Here is a 20,881-nt window from a genome sequence, read left to right on the forward strand (position 1 = left end):
CCTCAATCGCCATGTGCCATCTACGGGACTTACGGGCCGACGCTTCCCGTTGTCGCCATTTCGTTCAGCGCAATTTTCTGGTCGGCGTACCACCGAGCTAGACATTCCCGGTCGTGGCACGTTTGCTCTCGGTAGTTCCATTGAGCGCGAGTGCGCTCACGGAAAGCCGCTTGGTCTGCCACCGCACCCTTTGCCTTCACGTAGCCTGCGGCCAGTTCAATGTCAGCCGCAGCAAGCTGCGCGTCGCCGCAAATCAGGTGCTCTGCGTCCGAGTGCGCCTTCGCGCAATCAAAGCTGGTCGGGAAGGTTGGCAGGACTGCGGTTGTCGTCACGCCCTCGGGAGCCGTCGCTGTGCCTGCTGTTTGCATAGAGTCGGCGAGCTGCTGCTGCTTCCAGTCAGCCAGTGGCGTCTGTTCAATGGCCGCGTCTTTCCATCGATAGGTCGTGAAGACCGGAGTGTTACTGGGGGTTTGCATCATGATAAGGACGCCCTTGCCGGTGGTCTCGTTGATGGCAAACACAGCTTTCTCGGAATTGCACTCGTGAGCCATGCATCCTTCGCCGACAAGGAAGCCGTCCTTTGATTGAATGCCGGCCTGATTGACAACTGTCAGCCGTTCGACAATCTTCTTCCAATCGGCGCGCGACACTCCGCGGAAGGCTGCTTTGAAACGATGGTCGTTCACGACGTCGTACGGATACTTTCCAACCATCCATGCGAAGGCGCTGCTCGTCTGGTTAGCATCAGCGCCCAAGGTATGTGACGTCATAGTAGCGGCAGGGGCTGATTCGTCAGCCGCAATGTCGGTCACGGCGGCCCGGGTGGGCTGCAAGACGTGCGCGGACACAGCGACGAGCATTGCAACGAGCGTAACGCTGGCGAACCCAATGGCTTTTCTCTTGACGTTTTCGTCGTCAGCGCGAAGATGCGGGCGTGGGGAAATCTCTGCCGTCAGCAACGTATCGAATCGATGCTCTGCGGCTTCAATTGTCGTCAGCGCCGCGTCGCGCCCGCGAAAATATGTCGTCGCTTTGGTTGCACCGTAGATGAGCGCTAACGCTGTCAAACCAAGGCCGGCTCTGATGCTGATTGCGTACGTCAGAAAGGCGCCCAGGAGGCCGACGATGAAGGCGCCTGTGAGGGAGGGCGCAGAGGGATAACTTCGCACAGCACTGAGCAGAGCGGACGCTGCCTCACCGAGCTCCGCCTGTGAGCCATGATTCTCCGCGCACAGTTTTTCAATTTGGTACACGGCTCGCATCGCCTTCTCTTTCTCGGCGAGTGAGATGGAACCGATATCAACCGCAAGGCGGATGGCGTTCGTCGTAGCCTCAAATTCGCGCGATAGCGAGTTCAGGAAATCCTGATAGTCCTCCAGAGTCACGGCGTCGCTCAGGTCTTCCGCGCGCACGTAGACCCCATGCGAGAGGAAGTAGTTGACCAGCGCAGTGGCGGTTCGGTTCTGTACCTTTTCGACAAAGTCGCGAGTCGCCTGCTCGCGTTTTGACAACCGCTCGTATCCGTCGGCGTCTAAATTTCGGCTTCCTGTCACAACTGAGGTGACTGGACGCGTGGTATGCCTGGCGCTTTTCAGGCTGTGCGTGTAACGGATTCCAGTACCAGGAATGCTCGCAGTAACGCTGCCTCGTGTGTTGTACGTGAAGCCTCTGCCGCCGATGGACGTGCTCACACCGCTCTTGCTGAGGTTGATGCGAATTCCCGGCGCGATTTTGATACTTTTTCGGTAGCCCCAACCCATCTTGTCCTCTCCTTGTTCGCCTTGCGTCGCTGATTGCTTTTCTCGTCAGCAAAAGCCACTTGCGATGCGAAGGCCGTGCGTTAGGCCGCCATATGCCGACACTGGCTCGGTATCACACAGTGGCGCGTTCGGTCGATACGCCGAGTTAGCCGGAAAAATCGCAAAGCGGCTCAGCAGTTAACGGCGCACGCTCGGCAAACTTGAGTGTGCAAGGCGCTCAAGTTTTGGTCCATAAGGACGTAATGAGAAGTGCGACCGTCTTATCGTGACGCGACGACCCTGAGAAGAACCACTCATAAAGAGTGCGTACGCGCGCAATACGCGCTGTATTTGGACCTGAGACCAAGAAATCATGAAAGCAAGAGCAGCAGTCCCCGCAATCGCCTGCGCCGCCTTGTCGCCTTGTGCGTTTGCGAGCAGTCCATTCATCTCCCGCAAATACTTCTTGCAGAAACGCGGCACGGTTCGGTCGTTAAGAAATGGAACACCCTTCGCCGAGGAGTGCTTCAAAAAACCTGAGTTTTGTGTATTCAGATTTCCCCGAACATGGTCACGAACTGTGCAACGCGGAGTCGAATTGCAATATGTAGGCAGCCTCCTCTCGGGCCAATCGTCTCCTTCAATCCATTCCGCGAATTGGCGTTGAAACTCTGCATTATTCACGAGACTGAATATCGTTCGCTAATGCGAGAATAAAAACCGCCGCGCTGACACGCGGCAAAGACGAGAAAACAGACACTGAGCGCCCGCGCACGAGGCAGAATCAACGCTTTGCGCCAGCCGCCGCCGCAAAGGGTCTCGGTTAACTAAACGGGTATAAATATGACCGACCGGCTTGTAAATTTCCTGGCCACGTTCAACCCGGCTCTCCGGGAGTTGTCTGGCTTCCCGCTAGCCGTTTTCTGCCTTGTTCTGCTGCTTACCTTTTTATTCGTTGCGGGCTACGTATGGAAAGGGTCGCAGGTATGGTGGCAACTCCGCGCAGTAATCCGCGGTGTCAGGGCGGAGGGCCTGCGCCCAGAACCGGATATAGTCGGCAAACACTTCACCCGCGCGCCGCTGAAACACCTTTGGTTGGAATATCGGGACACTCTTCATCCGCTGCGTCGCACCGCCAACGGAACTCCAGAGACCCGGGCGACACTTCCCGCAGAGACCTATTTCACCCGAGACGTGCTGGTTGATGCGCGACTGTTTGACGATTTCGCGCGGCACCTTCCCGGCATCCTGACAGGTCTCGGCATCATCGGAACATTCGCGGGTCTCCTACAGGGCTTAAGTGGGTTTGACCCGTCCAACCCGACAAGAGCGGTCTCCGGTCTCACGCCGCTTCTCACCGGGGTTTCCCACGCATTCATTGCCTCCGCAGTTGCAATTTGCTGCGCGATGGGCGTCACCTTTCTAAGTCGCCTGACGCTCGCTTACCTGTATGGTCTGGTCGAAAAACTGAATCACGCGATTGACGCACTCTACAACACGGGAGCGGGCGAGGAATATCTCGCGCGACTCGTTCACGCTTCCGAAAAGAGTGAGGCGCACGCGGCCCAGCTCAAGGACGCGATGGTGGAAGACCTGAGCCGCATGATGACGAATCTGGTCGAGCGCCAGATTGAAGCGCAGGCGAAGGCGTCCGTGATGCTTGGCGAACACATCGGACAGACCATCAACAGTACACTCGCTGCGCCGCTCCAACGAATGACCGATGCGATGGAGCAAACGAGCCGCGGAAACGGTGAGGCTGTCAATGGGATGCTTGAATCGATGCTGACGAGCTTTATGGCCAAGCTCGAAGACACCTTTGGCGGCCAGATGCGCGGCGCGAACGAACAGATTGAGCGCTCGCTGGGTGCCATGCAAGCGGTTCAGGATTCCATGCAACGGTTGCTGAGTGACATTTCAAGAACCAATGAGCACGCGTCGACCCAAGTCACGGGGAAGCTCGAAGAGGCCCTTGCGCATGCATCTGCGAACCAGGAGCTGATGACCACGCAGATGCGGGACTTCGTAAATGAGTTCAGGCAACTGGTCGCCGACGAGCATAGCAAGTCCAGGCAGGTGATGGACGATACCGTTGGTCAGGTGATGGCGCGTGTCAACGACACGCTTCAGAGTCTCGCGGACAGCAGGAGCCAGTCAACGCAGCAGGAACAGCAGCGCAATGAATCGTTGGGCCGCCGAACCGAAGAAATCATCAGCGGCCTCTCGGGCCACCAGGAAATGATGGCTATGCAGTTGCGGCAATTTGCGGCGGAACTGGGCACCGGTGCCGCAAAACAGCAGGACTTAAATAGCCAGGCAATGAACGATGTGGTCGGCCGGGTTCTGCAAGAAGTATCCGCGTCCGTCGCCCAGTTGCAGACAACACGAGACGCGGCGGCAACTCAGGACCAGGCACGGAACGAGGCACTTACGCGTCGCACCGAAGAAGTCGTCAGCAACCTTTCCGCACAACTGAAAGCCATGACCGAAGCGGTCACTGGCCAGATTACGCGCACACAAGCCAATATCGATGCGCTTCAGGCCGTCAGCATCCGGGCAATCGACGGGATGAATAACGGTGCGGCGACCATGAATACGGCGGCGAACCGGTTTGAAACCGCAGGCGCTTCCGTCACTACCGTGTTCGAGAAATCAGTGGCGGTCGCGGCCGACTTGCAGCGCGCGACTTCAGCGCTTCAGTCGGCGTCGACTACGGTGACACAGGCATTCCAGCAGTATGACCGCACCCGTGAGACCGTTCAAGAATATGTTGGCATCCTGAAGGGTCTCGTCGAGTCCGCAGGAAAAGAAGCCGGGCTGACGCAATCCATGCTCACGGACCTTGAAGCGATTGTTCAAACGCTACGCGAGGCGGAACGGCAAGCTACCGAGTATCTTAACGGTGTCAATCAGACGCTCGCCGAGTCTTTCGAGCAGTTTGGCAACGCTATGACCAACCAACTGCGTCAGACCATCGGAGAGACGGACCGCCATCTCGGTCATGGGGTCCAGCAACTGACCGGCGTCGTCCAGGAGCTAGGCATCGCCCTTCAGCGCATGAAGCGCGCGGCGTAAGGTCATGTTTCCGCGAATCGTACTCAAACGTCCGGGCAAGTCCGAAGGTGAAAGTCCCTTCTGGATTTCCTTTTCGGACCTGATGTCCGCATTGATGACCCTGTTCTTGGTCGTGATGGCCGTGACGCTTATCACTGTCACCAAGAGCGTCTCGACCGTTGAGCAAAGGAAGATACAGCGCGAAACGGACATCCGGGAACTGATGGCGCAAATCAAGGAAGTGTCGCGGCAGTTTCCAGAGGTAAAGGTCAATGAAACCACTTATCGCATTGACCTCGGTGACATTGTCCGGTTCGATAGTGGACGGTCAGACATCTCGACCAGCGGGGCGACATTCCTTCGCAACTACGTACCGGTTCTTCTCAAGGCGCAACAGACAGATATTGGCCAGAAATGGATTCGCCGCATTGTCGTGGAAGGGTTTACCGACCAGGACGGTAGCTATCTATACAACCTGGGGCTGAGCCTCGACCGCAGCCGGCGTGTGGTTTGTTCACTTTTCGCACTACCAAGCCGAGACGAGACGCCTTTGAGCGTTGGTCAAAAAACGCAGATTCGTGACCTGTTCCTTGTCGGTGGATACTCGTTCAACTCTACGAAGGAGTCCAAGGAAGCGAGTCGCCGGGTCGAACTGAAGGTTGAGTTCTGGACGCTGGACGAACAGCCCTCCGCACTGCCCGCGCCCGTTTCGAAGGAGTTTGGGCAATGCAGCTAGGTGCCGACGCACTCTCCCTTCTGAAGTCGGCGCTCGACCGAAAGCTTGTCGCTTTCAGTTCGGACTGGAAGGAACTCGGACAGCCGGCACTGGTGGAAAAAGCGAGTGAGCAGGCGAAGCGGACTTTTGAAGAATACGCGAGTGCGCGCCCCTCGGCGCGCGATGCCTACGCATCTGCGCTCGCCTTCTTACGCGGACACGAACTCGACGAATCACAGAAGGATACAGTTGCAAGCGCGCTAAACCAGGCGGTTTCAGAGCGCCAGGGAGCGAGGCCGATAGGCAGCGACAGGCTGACGGCACTTTTCAGATACTACGAGGACGAAGCAGTTGCCGGTACTTTGTGGCGTCTGACCTGGTTCGGCTTGCTGGTGTCGTATTTCTCGTACGACCCGCTCTCCGCTCGGGGGATTGAACACGATGGCTGGCTGTTGCTGAGGAAGCTTCTTGCTACGACCTGGTCTCATATCGACAGCGCTAGCGGCAATGCGACGGTCCCCGATTGGCTTGCCGCTTTACGACGACACCCCGCACTTATCAGCGAAAGGGCTGCAGACGAATTTGCGGACCATTATCTTGCCGGTGACCGGACTACCCTTGATTTGATTGTGGAGAACGTCGGTATCCCGGAGAGCAGCTGGTTCTGGCACTCACTGGTCCTCAGTGCAGTGAAGACTAGTGCCGGCTATGGGGACGAACGCTTCGTAGCCCACATACCGCGCCTGATTGCGCTTATCAAATCTCGTCCTGTGTTTCGTGATGAAGCCCTCGAAATCCTTCTCGCGCGATACCACCGCATTCCTGGGCATCCCGTTCACCACGAATTGCGAGATTACGTTGTCGGCAAGGATGTGTGGCGCAATCCGAAATTGAAGGCGGCAGGCATTGCGACGGCCTGGAATCGCGTGCCCGACTCCGTTTGGCGAATGGTCTTGCAGTGGGTAAACGAAGGCAACCTGCGGGACTTTTTCGATGTACTGGCTGCTCGGAATAGTGCCGATGAGGGCCGGCTTGCGTTCTGGAGCCGCTACATGCGACAGATTTCGTGGACGCGCCTGATTTTCAGTAACGAAACGGTGTTACTCGCGCGAAGCAACCGGGGAATCCGGGAGCTTATCGCCCGAGAGGCTGGAGCGTACGCGACGCTGTATGGGAACAAGAACATTGATGCGTTCATCATGCAGATTGGCGAGTACATCATTGTCGAGTTCAGCACTACGGGCAACGCCGCGTACGTCTACGATTCTGCAACCCTCCGGTTCGACAGATATTCACCGACTTATCACGGCGGCACTGAGGATTTGCGCTACGGATTTCGCACTGGAGCCCGATGTCGAATCATCCATAATGCGGGCTGGCAGTCCAGCGCGGCGCACGAACTGGCTCGGCTTGGCATTCGTCCCGACGAGGATATAAAGCAGTCACGACTGCCCAGTCCCACCTTAGTAGAAACGCGACAAATCAAGACGTCGCCCCAATCGGGGCTGGCAGGACCGGGATGGGTTTCGCCCACCTTTCCCTCCCGAGTCGCCACTCAAACACCTTTTTCCATGGCGGCGCTGGAGGCCCATGTCGAGCAATACATTGGTGCCTACGTCGATGACAGGCGCCAAGCCGCCAGCGGCCGACTATGGGTTGAAGACCCGCGACAGGACATGGCGCTTGGCAGACAGCTGAAGGCGTGGGGCTTCAAGTGGGCTCACTCACGTTCGGCGTGGTATTACGCGGAGTAAGGATGGCTTTCTTCAACCTGTTCAAACGCGGCGCTTCGACAAATACGGCGCGCCCGAGCTTCCAGCCGGAGTGGACCGAGCGCGGCATCGCGTTCAGGCTGGCCGTTCCATTGCCGGCACCGACAATCGATGAGCTCCAGGCAAGGGCGTATGCCGTTGAGCGGCACGAATTCGTCCTTGCTCACTACCTCCTTCAACTGGTGCAGGAAGGTGCGGCGTCGGTTGACGCCAACAGCCTTCTCCTGCCCTGGTCGGAGTTTTTCCGACTGAGGGAGATGCCTGAACATCAGTCGTTGCTCGCGAGCTTCGTAGTTCCACCCGAGCGACCGTTCCAGCCGGTACTGGACCATCAGGCCACGCTATCAGATTCATCCTTCGATATATTCATCGAAAGCTGGGAGCTGAACGGGTTGAGCATTCGCACGGTTCGACGGACAGGTGCCGTGCTGATTGTCGATGATGAGGAAGCGCTCCTCCCCGCGGCGACATGGGAAACGGTCGAGACCATCAACCAGTTCCAGCATCGCCCCGTCGAGCAGCGCACTCAACATTTCAATGAACTAGGCTGGGGAATGATTCGCTCCCAAGCGGATATTGCCAGCGCTCTTTATAAATCCCAGTACCTGGCAACGACACACGTTCTGACACCGGACAAGCTCCGTCTTCCTCAGACGAGGGAAGAGACTCCTTTCGGCCGTGTTCACACTGTTATGCCCACGTTCGACGGCGCGCCTGACGGATGGTTACGTGCCTTTGACCAGTTTGGGACTGTCCAGCCTCACTATGACCTCGCGAGCAGCGACGGCGGCCGAGTCCGCATTGTGTTGTCCGAGCCCGTTCTCAAGGTCCTCCAGGTCATCAAACGCGACATGCCGGGACGCCGTGTCGCGGGCGCACGTGCCGAAAAGTTCATCCACAACCCGTGGGCTTTTCTTGGTGACAGTGCTGCTGAAGTGCTCAATGAGGAAGACTTCCTGCTGGACAAAGCTTCTGCTGGTCCGCTCACGACCATCTTCTCGGTCGCGACCCGGATGAGCGACGGTCGCATCGACACCGTTGGACTCGTCGTGACCGAACACTACGCCGATGGCACGGCGCGAACCTCTGATTGCAGGTTTGAAGGTACGGCATCGCTCGCGGAATTTGTGGTTACGCTAGAGGGCGCCCTGTGTGAGGAGCGAGAGCTTTTTCCGTGGAACGAGTTCGACCTTACCGTCGATGCCGAATCTGCCTCCCAGCTTGAGACCGCCCGACAGGTTTTGTTTTTGTGGCGTAGTCAGCCCGCAGGGCGGATTGATTTCACGGACGTATACACGCTGAACGGGTACAGCGACCGGATTCACGGAATCGGCGTAGCCAAGCCTGTGTATGTACCGGTCATGCAGAACGCTTCTTCCAACGCGGATGATGAAGGCGGCTGGCTGCCCGACGAACTCACTCCGATGGTCTCAGTCACATTGTCCGGACACGACGGTCACGTGCTCATTCCGCTCACCGCAGAATGGGTTGGAAACTTCGAGCAGGCCGTTCAGCAGGCGGAAAAGGAAGGAGTTGGCGCGGTGTGCGCCCCCGAACTGCCAACGGCCATCGATACCGCCCAGGCGCGGCAGCTCGCCGACGCATTCGGTTCGATGATTGCCGCTAGTGAAAAGGTCAAGGCGGAAAAGGCCGGCGGAGAGACGAAGTCGCGCAGAACGAAGGAAAGCCTGCTCGTCAAGACTAACTTCAACGAGGTTGACTATCAGGAGGCGAGGCGAGCCGTCCTGACACCGCCTGAGGAGGCGAAGGCAGTCCTACCAGCGTCTCTGCGGCCATCCGTTTCGCTGAAAATGCATCAGCGACAGGGCATTGCTTGGTTTCAGCATCTCGTCGCATTGAGCCCTTCGGAGTGCCGGGGAGCGCTCCTCGCGGACGACATGGGCCTGGGGAAGACGCTTCAATTGCTTACCCTGCTTGGCTGGTTTTACGAACAGCAGCCCGAAGGAAAACCCTCATTGGTCGTCGCACCGAAAAGCCTGCTTGAAAACTGGGCCCAGGAAATTGAGCGATTTTTCACTCCTGCCTATCCCGACCATCTTGTGTTGCATGGCGACGAATTGCGAGCGAGAAAACAGCCCATAGACCTCATCGACGAACAACTGCAGACGCGCGGTATCACCGACCTACTCAAACCAGACTGGCTCGGGAACCACAAGGTCATCATCACGACCTACGAGGTACTGACGAATTATGAATTCTCGTTCGCCCGCAAGGAATTCGCGTTTGTCATCTGCGATGAAGCGCAACGCATCAAGACCCCTGGAACGCGGGTTACGCTTGCCGCAAAAAAACTGAAAGCGGACTTTCGTATCTCCTGCACGGGTACGCCAGTAGAAAACTCCCTAGCCGACCTATGGAGCCTTTTTGACTTTGTGCAGCCGGGTCTGCTGGGTGCGCTGGAGACTTTCGGCCGAACTTACCGCCGGCCGATTGAGTGCAACACCGAGGAGCACCACGACAGTCTGAACCGGCTCCAGTTGCTCATCGCCCCGCAAACCTTGCGTCGAACCAAGGAAGACATTGCCGACGAACTGAAGAAAAAATATTTCGTCCTGCAAGGGCTAACGCAAGCAGCGACTTCGCTCAGCGTCAATCCATTAGACGGTGAGCGGCTAGAGGTTGCCATTTCAGGGCACCAGTTGGTGCTCTACAAAGGCGGTCTCAAAAAGCTACAGGATGCCGCCGCGGAGAGGGATGCCCGGCAGCGCGCGAGACTTTCGTTCGGCGCTCTGCATCTCATGAAGGCTGTTTGTGCCGAGCCGTACTGTTTGCCGGGAAGCCGGTTCGCGCCCGACAAGCGGGGTCTTGATGCGCATCTCGAAAATTCGCCAAAGATGCGGTGGCTCCTCGAACAACTTGCGGCGGTTGCGGGCCGCGCGGAGAAAGCGATTGTCTTCACCGAGTTGCGCGAGGTGCAGGCGGCGCTAGCCTACTTCATCCATCAGCGCTTCGGCCTGAAACCGTCGGTGGTGAATGGCGACACGCAGGGCCGGCAGGGTTTCATCGACCGTTTCTCTGGTGCCGGTGGCTTCAACGTCATCATTCTTTCCACCCTGGCTGCAGGCGCCGGACTCAACGTGACGGCGGCAAACCACGTTTTCCACTACACCCGCGCGTGGAACGCCGCGAAGGAAAATCAAGCCACGGACCGGGCGTATCGCATTGGCCAAGAAAGGGATGTGTTCGTCTACTGTCCAACCGTTGTCGCGGACTTTCCTACGTTCGAGGTACGTCTTGACGAAATGCTGAAACGCAAAGGAAAACTTGCGGGTGCAACCATGAGCAATTCGTCAATGGAGGCCATGCTGAACGGCAACATTGAAGACGTGCGGATGTCTGAACTGTTGGGAGACGTGCCTGGTTCCGCGCAGATTGAGCTCAGGTACCTCACGATGGATGATGTCGACCGTCTTGATGGCGCCAGCTTCGAATACCTTTGCAGGCTGTTGTGGGAAAAGCGCGGATTCGTGGCGTCTGTGACGACAAAGATGCGCGGCGACGGTGGCATTGATGTGATTGCACTGCAGGGCAAGGAAGGTGAGTTACTCCAGTGCAAGTCGTCTGCGAATGGTGAACTCGGATGGGATGCGGTAAAGGAAGTAGCCGCCGGTGCCGCACGGTACCAAAACGCGTATTCGGGTACGCGCTTTAGGCGTATATGCGTAACGAACCGGCGTTTTAACTCTGGCGCGCACGCTCAAGCTGGCGCGAACCGTGTTCAGTTGATTGAAAGAGATGGGCTAGAGCATCTGCTCACACAATACCCTCTAACGGTTGACGAGTTAGACGATGAATTGATGAGCAAATTGTCGGTCTCGAGCGCAGCCTAGCAATTTGTTGTTGAACCCGTTCAACTAGAATACCCGATGTGAGTCTAACGGCTGGGACTGCGAACTTATATTACGCTTAGCAGGATGGAGCGTCGAAAAACCTCGAATTGCCTGCAACAGATACGCCACGAGAGCTGCCCAGTGACCCCAACCGTCATGCACCTCACCTCCTAACACCGCTATCCCCAAAGACTACATTTATTACTATGGCTAGGTCAGCGTTTCAGACGAATCCAATCGCCCTGCGGGAACTACTTGACGACTGCGATAGAGGTGCCCTCCAACTGCCCGACTTCCAGCGCAGTTGGGTCTGGGACGAAGACCGCATCAAAAGCCTAGTCGCGTCCATCTCCCGAGCGTTTCCTGTTGGAGCACTGATGACGTTGGAGACGGGAGGCGATGTTGAGTTCAAGCCCAGGCCAGTTGAGGGTGCGCCGCGCTCAGCTCAGTCGGCTGTGCCGCGGGCGTTGTTGCTTGACGGCCAACAGCGGATGACGTCACTTTATCAGGTAACACTCCGCGGAAAGGTCGTGGAGACCGTTACTCCGAAAAACAAGAAGGTTAAACGCTGGTTCTATATCGATATTAGAAAAGCAATGGACCCGTCGTGCGACCGTGAAGACGCTATTGTCGGTGTGCCGGAAGATAGAGTTATCCGTACGGATTTTGGGCGTTCAGAGGTTCTTGACCTGACGACGCCGGAGCGCGAGTACGAAACGCTGATGTATCCCGTTTCACAAGTGTTCGATTGGGATTCATGGCAGGATGGCTTCCAGGAATATTGGCGCGGAGACGAGCACTCAGACACGCGGAAGTTGTTCAAAGCATTCAAGCTGTCGATTCTGGAGAACTTCAAGGACTATCGGGTTCCTGTCATCGCGCTCGACAGGTCCACATCGAAGGAAGCAGTGTGCGTCGTGTTCGAGAAGGTCAATACCGGTGGCAAACCGCTTGATGCATTCGAATTGGTTACCGCGATGTACGCCGCCGAAGGACATGAACTCCGAAAGGATTGGTTCGGCAGTGAAAAAACGAAGGGTCGGCAGAGCCGCTTCGTAGAGACTTTGCGTCCCGCGGATGCTACTTCCGGCATCATCGCGAACGTTACCAATACCGATTTCTTGCAAGCCGTCTCGCTCTTCTACACTCGCGAGAAACGCCGGGAGGCGGAGCAAGCCAATAAATCTGGAAAAGATTTGCCATCGGTCAGTGGAAATCGTCAGGCGCTTCTGAATCTCCCGTTGGCCGCTTATAAGAAGTATGAGGCGCAGGTCGAAACTGGCTTCATCCATGCAGCCAAGTTTCTTCATATGCTACACATATACCGAGTGTTCGACCTACCCTATCAGTCACAAATTGTTCCGCTTGCGGCGATACTCGCCGACATTGGAACCGCGTGGGAGCACGATACGATTCGCACAAAGCTGGTTCAATGGTATTGGAATGGCGTCTTTGGTGAGCTATATGGTTCGGCGGTTGACTCGCGCTTCGCCCGAGACTTCTTGGAAGTGCCGGTTTGGTTGAACAGCGGACCGGAACCGACGACAATCAGCGAAACCATCTTTCGCGCCGACCGGCTGAAAACGATGCGGATGCGCCTATCAGCCGCGTACAAGGGTGTGAATGCGCTGCTCATGAGGGAGGGCGCCCGCGATTTTCGTTCTGGGCAGAAATTCGACCATACCGTGTTCTTTGGTGAGAACGTCGACATCCACCATATCTTTCCGCAAGACTGGTGTAAAGCCAACGGCATCAAACCCGCCGTATATGATTCGATAATCAACAAGACCCCTCTGTCCTATCGAACGAACAGGATTATCGGTGGAGTGGCACCGTCCGAGTATCTCGCGAAGCTTGAGGGCGGTAATTCGACAACCCCGCCTATCGATTGGGAACGACTGAACGAGCATCTTGAGTCGCACTTTATCAATCCCGCTTTGCTTCGAAGCGATTCGTTCGAAGCATTTATGTCAGACAGACAAAAGCAGCTATTAGCTTTGATTGAGGATGCGATGGGGAAGCGCGCGTACACCGGGGAAAGCCGCGAGGACAGCGAAGACTACGAGTCGGACGAGGCCACATCGGAAGCCGAGTTGACGATAGATGCAACGTAGCCGCAATAGCGTAGTGGGCATGTGAAGAGGGTTCGAACCTATCCTGCCTTGCTGTAAGTCTGATGGGCACGCCAAAATTTGCCGCGCTCGCAATCACAAGCTCGGCGGGATGAATTATGCAAGTCCGTTTCGGCAATGCTCGTCGAAGCCCGGTCGGTCCCCCAAACGGTCGAAGTATGCGGTCACCCTCGGAAGGGGCGGGTGGTCAAACGGCGTAGAGAACCAACGGTTCACCGACAGTCCGATGGGGATATCTGCGAGAGAAAGGTCGGACCTGCAACATAAGCCGCTGTGGCCGACAACTGTTTCTCCAAAATGGTCATCTGCTGCGTCCAAGAGGCAATCGACCGCGCAGTCTCCTCCGTCGATTGATGAGCTTCCGAGTGTCGGACGAGCGCGAGGAACGCATAGTTCCTCGACCGGTTTAGCTCAGTCGCCTGCCAATCCATCCACTGGTCGACTCGTGCGCGAGCGACGGGCTCAACCGGGTATAGATGTTTGCCGCCATAGCCGGACGCCAAGTAGCGAATGATGGTGTTCGATTCCCAAAGAACGAAATCGCCGTCTTTCAGCACCGGGACTAAGCCGTTGGGGTTGAGCGCCAGAAACTCCGGCGTATGGGTCGACTGGAATCCGGTCCCCCAATCCTCTCTAACGAAGTCCAGCTTGAGCTCCGCACAAGCCCAAAGCACCTTGCGAACATTGATTGAGGAAGCTTTCCCTAGGATTGTCAGCATCGGCACTCGTCGCGTTCACTATGTTCCCACACAGTACATGACGGCTCTTCATCGGTTCCATATCCAGCTCTCGCGGTCGGCGCCGTTCCAGTTGAGCCGGCACTGCTCGGCCCGGCGAGGAGGCTAGGTCGAGAATACAATGGCTGCCACTTCGTCTATCTGCGTGAAACTGCGAGCGAACCGGTAGGTTTGCTCGCCGATATTCATTCGGTTGCTTCCGGACGCAGTCAGTCGGAGCATCTCATCTTCCAGAGATGTAGCAATCGCTCCGACTTGCTTCAGTTCCTCACGTGGACCGGACGGGTCGCCCAGATAGACCGTGCAAATGCCAGGCGCATGCCGCATCTTGACGATGGTTGTCGCCTTGTCGAGCGCTCGCTCCAGGTATTGCGCTAGGGTTTTGAGCGACTCGGGCTCCCGCTCGGTAACGCTCGCATTCGACTCCTCTTCTCTCTCCACTGCAACCTCCTAAGGCCCGAAGAGCAAGATAAAAGACACCGGCGCAGATAGGCTATTAGCATCTGAAGTTCGAAGCTCATTCTGCTACCTCTGCGAAGCAGAATCGCAACTCTTGCCGGACCTTACGCTGGCAGCGCTTGTTTGTTTTCCCTTAGTCACCGAATGGGTCGGAAGCGGATTTTGATTCGGTGCTCAGGTTGTACTCAGCGCGTACGGCCTTAAGCACACCATCTATGTCGCGCTCGAAGCCGACCGCATTCCTAAAATGCGCCATGTTCCAGTCACATCCCGTTTTATCGGGCTCCTGCCATTGGGGCCGCGGCACTCGAATCTTTACGCCGTCTTCAACGATTTCCTGTAGCCGATGGATTCGTCGGTCAACTTCTTGCTAAAGTCGAGAGGCACTAAATGTCTTGCGTATCATTCGACGCTCCTTCTTTCGCGATGTTTCGTTCCAGCAAGCTATGCTCGAGCAGCCGACCGTTACGCCGCAAGTCGATGCTCGTAGTATGGTCGGTCTCTATCATCAAGGATGTCATACATCGCATTCAAGTTGGATTGGCTGGGATTGAGCCAGGCTTCGATATTGTCGACTTTGATGGGCACGATGCATCGGTCGTGGCCAGTGGCCTCGACTTCGGGCGGTGGCTCGTCCGTGATTGCGGCGAAGGACAGCAGGTCGGACTGCCCTGGCGCGGTCCATCTGGACCAGAGGCACGCAACATGCATCAACTGGTCGTTGCTCGGGCGAAACTCAAGGACGACGTTCTCGTCTCGGGCGTGCGTCTCAAGCAGCGTGTTCTCATACTTCGCCTTTTTGACGTTCTCGTAGAAGACGTCCACTAGCATCACGCCATGTGTGTAGCCGAAACAGGGTTTCCAGAAGCCTTCGAGATTATCGCGCCGTGCGTTGTAAGTCCCCGGGTACTTCACATCGTAGTTCGCCGGCTTACCTGCTACTCGGCATTGGTACCGCATCGGCTTGACCACATACATTCCGTTTTCCATCACAAGCACTGGCGCGTAAGTGCCGGGAAAGATGCGTGAGTCGCGCGGTTCTGGCTCCGTCCGGTTAATGTCCTCGAGTCGGCGTAGCGAGGCCTCAATTTTGGCGGTTGCGATGCGCTTGCTCTCGGCGGCGGCCTTCGTAGCCTTCGACTGCAATGTGCGCTCGGCATCCGCAAGACGGGTTCGCTGCTTGAATATCTCCTGTTCCAGCTTGGTCTGTTGATGCGCACGCAAAACTGACCCACTTCTGCTAGAAATTTGCATCGAAAATTGACCCACATGTTCAACTTCCTGCTTGGACGCCAAGCAGGAGAACGGAGTGATAACCGTGAGCATGTTGGCCAAGATTCGGCGGATGCATTTCCGCGACGGCGTCCCGCTTCGGGACATTGCGAGACAGACAGGACTGTCGAGAAACACGATTCGACGATGGCTGCGTGAGCCGTCGTCCGACGAGCCGAAGTACACCAAACGCGTCAACAACAGTGTCGTCGACCCATGGTCGGAGCAACTTCGCCTGTGGCTGGTCGCCGACGTTAAACGTCCCAGACGAGAGCGACGCTCCGCAACTCAGATGTATGAGGATTTGCGTGCGGCTGGCTACGACGGCAGCTACGACCGCGTGTCAGCGTTCGTACGCAATTGGAAGAAGGAACGCGACGCTGGTGCGCAGCGCGGCGCCTTCGTGCCGCTGGCTTTCGAATATGGCGAAGCCTTCCAGTTTGACTGGAGTTGTGAGTATGTCTTCGTCGGTGGGCTTAGACGAAGGATAGAAGTCGCTCACATGAAGCTCGCCGCGAGTCGGGCGCTCTGGCTTGTTGCCTATCCAACCCAAAGCCACGAGATGTTGTTCGACGCCCACGCACGAGCGTTCGTGGCTTTAGGGGGCGTTCCTCGACGCGGCATCTACGACAACATGAAGACGGCCGTGGATAAGGTCGGGCCGGGTAAGGAACGAGCTATTAACGCGCGCTTCCACGCGATGTGTGGCCATTATCTATTCGAGCCTGAGTTCTGCAACCGAGCGGCCGGTTGGGAGAAAGGCATCGTCGAGAAGAACGTTCAGGACCGGCGTCGACAGATTTGGCACGATGCAATCGCCGTTCGATGGGAGTCGCTCGAAGTTCTAAACATATGGTTGGCCGAGCGATGCCAACAAGCCTGGAAGCAGCTGAAGCATCCTCAATGGCCTGAGCTGACGGTAGAGGATGCCTTGGCGGACGAACGTCCACGGCTGATGCAGGTTCCCAAACCGTTCGACGGCTACATTGAGAAGCCTGTGCGCGTCTCGCCAACGAGCCTGGTGCATCTTGACCGCAACCGCTACAGCGTACCGACGGAATATGCGCACCACATCGTCAGTCTCCGGAGCTATCCAACCTACATCAGCCTCGTGGCCGATGGTGTCGAGATAGCGCGTCATCCGCGTAGCTTCGACCGTTACCAAACCTTCTACGACTGGCGGCACTACATCAACCTTGTCGAGCGTAAGCCCGGCTCGTTAAGAAACGGCGCGCCATTCTTAACAATGCCTGAACCGATGCTTCGACTGCAGAGGTACTTGTTGAAGCAAACCGGTGGCGACCGGGTCATGGTGCAGGTCCTCGCGGCAACTCCGGTTCATGGTCTAGAGGCCGTGCTGGTTGCGGTTGAGCTTGCGCTCGAATCGGGGCGTCCGAGCGGTGACCATGTCCTGAACATTCTTGCTCGACTAAAAAGTCCGACGGCACGTGCAGGTGACGTCGTGAGAACGGCAATCACGCTCAAGGTCGAGCCGCTTGCGGATGTCCACCGCTACGAGCAGCTTCGCGTTCCACGTAACGAGGAGGATGGTCATGTCGAATGAAACCGCTGCACTACTTAAGTCATTGAAGCTCCACGGAATGGCGCAAGCATGGCCAGAGTTGGTCGCCCAAGCGCGCCATAACGAGTTTGAACCGGAGAAATTCATGCAGATGCTGCTGAAGGCGGAGACAGCTGAGCGGCAGGTCCGGTCAATCAACTATCAGATGGCCGCTGCCCGCTTCCCCGCACATCGTGACCTTGCCGGCTTCGACTTCGAGCAGGCGAGCGTCGACGAAACGCTCGTGCGCGACCTCCATACCGTACGGTTCTGCGAATCAGCGCAGAACGTCGTGTTCATCGGTGGGCCTGGCACGGGGAAAACGCACCTTGCGACATCCATTGGTATCGAAGCAATACAACAATACGGGAAACGAGTTCGATTCTTTACCACAGTCGAGCTCGTGAACAACCTTGAAGCCGAGAAGGCTGCTGGCAAACCTGGCCAGTTGGCTAACCGCCTGATGTACGTCGATGCCATCGTCCTAGATGAACTGGGCTACTTACCATTCACGCAGACGGGCGGTGCGCTGCTGTTTCACCTGTTCTCTAAACTGTACGAGCGTACGAGCATTCTCGTGACGACCAACTTAAGCTTCACCGAATGGTCGAACGTATTCGGCGATGCAAAGATGACTACGGCACTGCTCGACCGACTTACGCACCACTGCCATATCGTCGAAACAGGCAACGACTCGTGGCGCTTTAAAAACAGCACGGCGGGGCAGCCCGCTTCGCGGGCTGCAACCCGAAAAAGCTCACCCAAGCGACTAAAAGAGGAGGAAAACGACACACCAGAATGATGTTTCTGCACATCAGGGGTGGGTCAATTTTAGATGCAAAAAGTAGGTCAGTTTCCGGTGCAAATCAACACCGTAGCGCTCTTTTAGTGACCTTCTTAGTAAATGATACAAGATGTATCAAATCACACAATTTGTTTCAGATTTTCAATGCGTGGTAACGCACATAGTCGGTGTCGCTGCGCTGCACATGAGCGCTGAGGCGGCAATCAGGTCGACTTTGAACTCGCCGTATCCTGCCGCAAGCATGACTGTCCCTTGTTCGCTCTCCCTTCGTCACGTGGACCGGTCAAAGCCTCACGTTGCCGTCAACATGACCGTTTTCAAGAACGTGTCCGAACCTTGGCTTGTCTCCGCGAGAATGGTTGATGAACGCGAACTAGCTGTGTACTGCCGTAGCTGCGCCAAGCCTCGGCCTGCTTCCGAGTGTTTGACGAGGCGCAAGTAGGCGTTGAAGCATGAAGGTGTTTCTGGACGATGAGCGTGCCGCGCGACGATTGGTCCCAGGACCTGCTGGCCGACGGTGTAGCTCGGGAGGGTGCGGCCCGTAGGCGAAAGGAGGGTGGCGCCTCACTCAAGTGGCTCCACATGGCGCGGACGCTTGCGATATCGCGACGAAAAGCAGTAAAGTCAGTAACTTTGACAATAAAACCGGTCACGCCTAGCTCATACGCACAGTCGATATCCGACTCCTCGCCAGACGATGTCAACACATTTACCGGGATGAGCCGCAGTTTAGGGTTCGCTTTAATCGACTCCAATACCACTATTACCTAGTCACCGCGAAGGCGAAACTCTCCTGTGCGATTAAGGTATGCGGGCCGAGCGCGATATGCTCGATGCTTTGCTCGCCCCATAAGCTGAACAACACAGCGAATCAGCTGGGAGCTTACGAGCCCGACCCGGTTTGTGAGCCGCTAAAATGACGGCGTTGGACTCGCTGCGCTCTCGCTCAGTCGTCTACACTCAGTCGTCTGCCTCTTGACTGCGTTCCGGGACCTGACGACAACCACAGGCAGACGTCGGTTCTCGACCACGAGTATGCGGCTCAGGGTGAGCTGGCACTGTTTCATAGCGTTCCGTCCATGGTCATCAGCTTCCCGGCTGTCTGGACACGCGCCGCAGAAAAGCGTTGAGATGCTGGCCAATACTCGCGGAGGCCTCTCATCTGTACGGTCCGAGTGAAAAAGTTTTAATCGAATTCAGCTCCCGTCCTCTATTACTCCCTTACACGCTGCATGGCCCGCGACAATTTCAGAAAGCCCGTCATCGACGAGCTCGCACGACGAGTTGCTTTTGTTTGCTCGAACCCGGATTGCAATGTTCGAACACTGGGTCCCAAGAGCGGTCCAACGGGCGTTGTTTTGACAGGGGAAGCTGCTCATATCACGGCTGCCTCTGCTGGGGGACCACGATTCGACCCACATATAAGTGCTGAGCAACGAGGTTCTCTCGATAACGCGATTTGGCTATGCCGCAACTGCGCCGGCCTCATCGACCGCGACGTCGCGCGCTTTCCGGTAAGCAAGCTCCGCTCGTGGAAGCAGACCGCTGAAACTCGAGCGCTACTTGGCATCAATCAGCCAGTCAATGTCGCACCATCTGCAATCACGCAAACCGGAGTAGTTCTGTCCGCGCAGGAGGCACTGGCGCGCGCGGGAACCGCCTTGACAGAAATTTCCCGTTCGCTGGAGCTGTTAGACCCCCGCTTCAAAGCGCGTGTCTATCACACGGGTTCAACTACGTCGGTGCATCTGGAGGCAGCAGACGGGCCCGTGGAGATTTCGATGCATGTTCAAGCCATTGCGCACGACCCGGAAAACTTGAGGCGATTCAAGGAGTACGGCGAGGCGCTGCGATTTGACGGCAGTCACGTTTCGTTCGAAGGGTCGCCTATATTTGAGAGCATGAATGGGCAGCTGCTGAGCGTGTTGATGACGAGCGGTGACGCAAAAGACGCTGTCATCAGAATATCCACGTCAGCGAGTCCAGACGCCGAGCCAGTCTTCTTGGACCAGGCAAACACGAAGCTGACATCTGGAAGCAAAGGCATATCTTGCCGCGTTGGATTTCTCAACGATATGCTCGAATGCATCATCCAAAGCGATGGCAAGGAACTCAAGCTGACGCTCAATCCGGTTTTCAAGAGATGGATTGGCTGCAACGTCAAGAGCCTTCCGTTTTTCCTCCAGCTACAGCGTTTTCAACGCGAGGTGCGGCGTGGAACACGTTGGCTGATTGAAGTCGAAGTGGATGGTCAACTTGTTACTGGAGGGGTTGGTGGTCTCCCTACCGGCGCGATTCCATATAATTTCCTCGATTTTGCTAGCAAGCTTCGAGTAATCTTGGCTGACTCGGACCTTGACATAGTGATTCCAGAGAAGCTCGACATTTCAGAGAGCGACATCGTCCGGTTGAAGGACTTGGTTGCAAAGAGAAGAGCGAAGCCCGGAGAGACCATGTCCGCTGTCTTCGTCCCAACTAACGAAGAAGAAGTACAGAACCTAACAAAAACGCTGTCGGTCAAGCGGCCAACTGCCATGCGACTGCTTGAACCTCTCGGCATATCCGCCTTCGGCGGTTCGCTACTCGGCAAAACGATTGGTACCTACCTCTCGGATGTCACGATTCGGAGCGCCGTCAAAAGGATTCAACCAGGACGAAGGGTCCCGGTGGAATTTACGCTCACGGAAACTTCGCAGATTCGATATCTCGTCTCTGACGAGAGCGAGCCTGCTTTTCAATGATGAGATTCCGTTAGTTTTTTGCGATGACGACCTGTGAGGCCCG

The 20,881-nt window shown here is 56.5% G+C and carries 12 protein-coding genes and 1 pseudogene; 8 read left to right on the forward strand and 5 right to left on the reverse strand.

Annotated features, from left to right (window positions below; all coding sequences use genetic code 11):
* Positions 1-29: 29 nt before the first annotated feature.
* On the reverse strand, positions 30-1,760 hold the full coding sequence (locus tag P9292_RS27240) for a DUF4236 domain-containing protein (RefSeq protein ID WP_309962166.1): 1,731 nt from the start codon (positions 1,758-1,760) through the stop codon (positions 30-32).
* 822 nt (positions 1,761-2,582) lie between these two features.
* Between P9292_RS27240 and zorA the strand changes: the two genes are divergently transcribed.
* From zorA to P9292_RS27265, 5 genes are all read left to right on the forward strand, one after another.
* Positions 2,583-4,814: an anti-phage ZorAB system protein ZorA gene (gene zorA / locus P9292_RS27245; protein ID WP_309962167.1), complete on the forward strand. Its 2,232-nt coding sequence runs from the start codon at positions 2,583-2,585 to the stop codon at positions 4,812-4,814.
* A 4-nt stretch (positions 4,815-4,818) separates the two neighbouring features.
* Entirely contained in the window at positions 4,819-5,529 is a 711-nt protein-coding gene (locus P9292_RS27250; RefSeq protein WP_309962169.1) for a flagellar motor protein MotB, read from the forward strand.
* Positions 5,520-7,262 carry an EH signature domain-containing protein gene (locus P9292_RS27255; protein WP_309962171.1) on the forward strand — a complete coding sequence of 581 codons (1,743 nt, stop codon included), beginning with the start codon at positions 5,520-5,522 and terminating at the stop codon, positions 7,260-7,262. The genes P9292_RS27250 and P9292_RS27255 overlap by 10 nt, the downstream gene beginning before the upstream one ends.
* A 2-nt stretch (positions 7,263-7,264) precedes the next feature.
* Positions 7,265-11,131, forward strand: a complete 3,867-nt coding sequence (locus P9292_RS27260) for an SNF2-related protein (protein WP_309962173.1) — start codon at positions 7,265-7,267, stop codon at positions 11,129-11,131.
* A 206-nt stretch (positions 11,132-11,337) separates the two neighbouring features.
* On the forward strand, positions 11,338-13,245 hold the full coding sequence (locus P9292_RS27265) for a DUF262 domain-containing protein (RefSeq protein ID WP_309962175.1): 1,908 nt from the start codon (positions 11,338-11,340) through the stop codon (positions 13,243-13,245).
* Positions 13,246-13,359: 114 nt separating this feature from the next.
* On the opposite strand, the pseudogene P9292_RS27270 reads toward P9292_RS27265, so the two are convergent.
* The 4 genes and pseudogenes from P9292_RS27270 to P9292_RS27285 form a co-directional block, all read right to left on the reverse strand.
* Positions 13,360-13,982, reverse strand: a pseudogene (locus tag P9292_RS27270) (glutathione S-transferase family protein).
* A gap of 123 nt (positions 13,983-14,105) precedes the next feature.
* Positions 14,106-14,441, reverse strand: coding sequence for a hypothetical protein (locus P9292_RS27275; RefSeq protein WP_309962177.1), 336 nt, complete (start codon positions 14,439-14,441; stop codon positions 14,106-14,108).
* Positions 14,442-14,592: 151 nt separating this feature from the next.
* Entirely contained in the window at positions 14,593-14,811 is a 219-nt protein-coding gene (locus P9292_RS27280) for a hypothetical protein (protein WP_309964208.1), read from the reverse strand.
* Positions 14,812-14,924: 113 nt separating this feature from the next.
* A complete protein-coding gene (locus P9292_RS27285; RefSeq protein ID WP_309962179.1) occupies positions 14,925-15,794 on the reverse strand; it encodes an SOS response-associated peptidase family protein in 870 nt (289 codons plus the stop codon).
* Between P9292_RS27285 and istA the strand changes: the two genes are divergently transcribed.
* The 3 genes from istA to P9292_RS27300 all read left to right on the forward strand — a co-directional run bounded on the left by istA (position 15,778) and on the right by P9292_RS27300 (position 20,838).
* Positions 15,778-17,295 carry an IS21 family transposase gene (gene istA / locus P9292_RS27290; protein ID WP_309962181.1) on the forward strand — a complete coding sequence of 506 codons (1,518 nt, stop codon included), beginning with the start codon at positions 15,778-15,780 and terminating at the stop codon, positions 17,293-17,295. The genes P9292_RS27285 and istA overlap by 17 nt on opposite strands.
* Positions 17,279-18,094: an IS21-like element helper ATPase IstB gene (gene istB / locus P9292_RS27295; protein ID WP_409015200.1), complete on the forward strand. Its 816-nt coding sequence runs from the start codon at positions 17,279-17,281 to the stop codon at positions 18,092-18,094. Before istA ends, istB begins: the two co-directional genes overlap by 17 nt.
* A gap of 1,235 nt (positions 18,095-19,329) precedes the next feature.
* Positions 19,330-20,838 (forward strand): hypothetical protein, encoded by a 1,509-nt coding sequence (locus P9292_RS27300; RefSeq protein WP_309962184.1) that lies wholly within the window; start codon positions 19,330-19,332, stop codon positions 20,836-20,838.
* Positions 20,839-20,881 lie beyond the last annotated feature (43 nt).

Source organism: Caballeronia sp. LZ001 (assembly GCF_031450875.1).
Classification (GTDB): Bacteria; Pseudomonadota; Gammaproteobacteria; order Burkholderiales; family Burkholderiaceae; genus Caballeronia.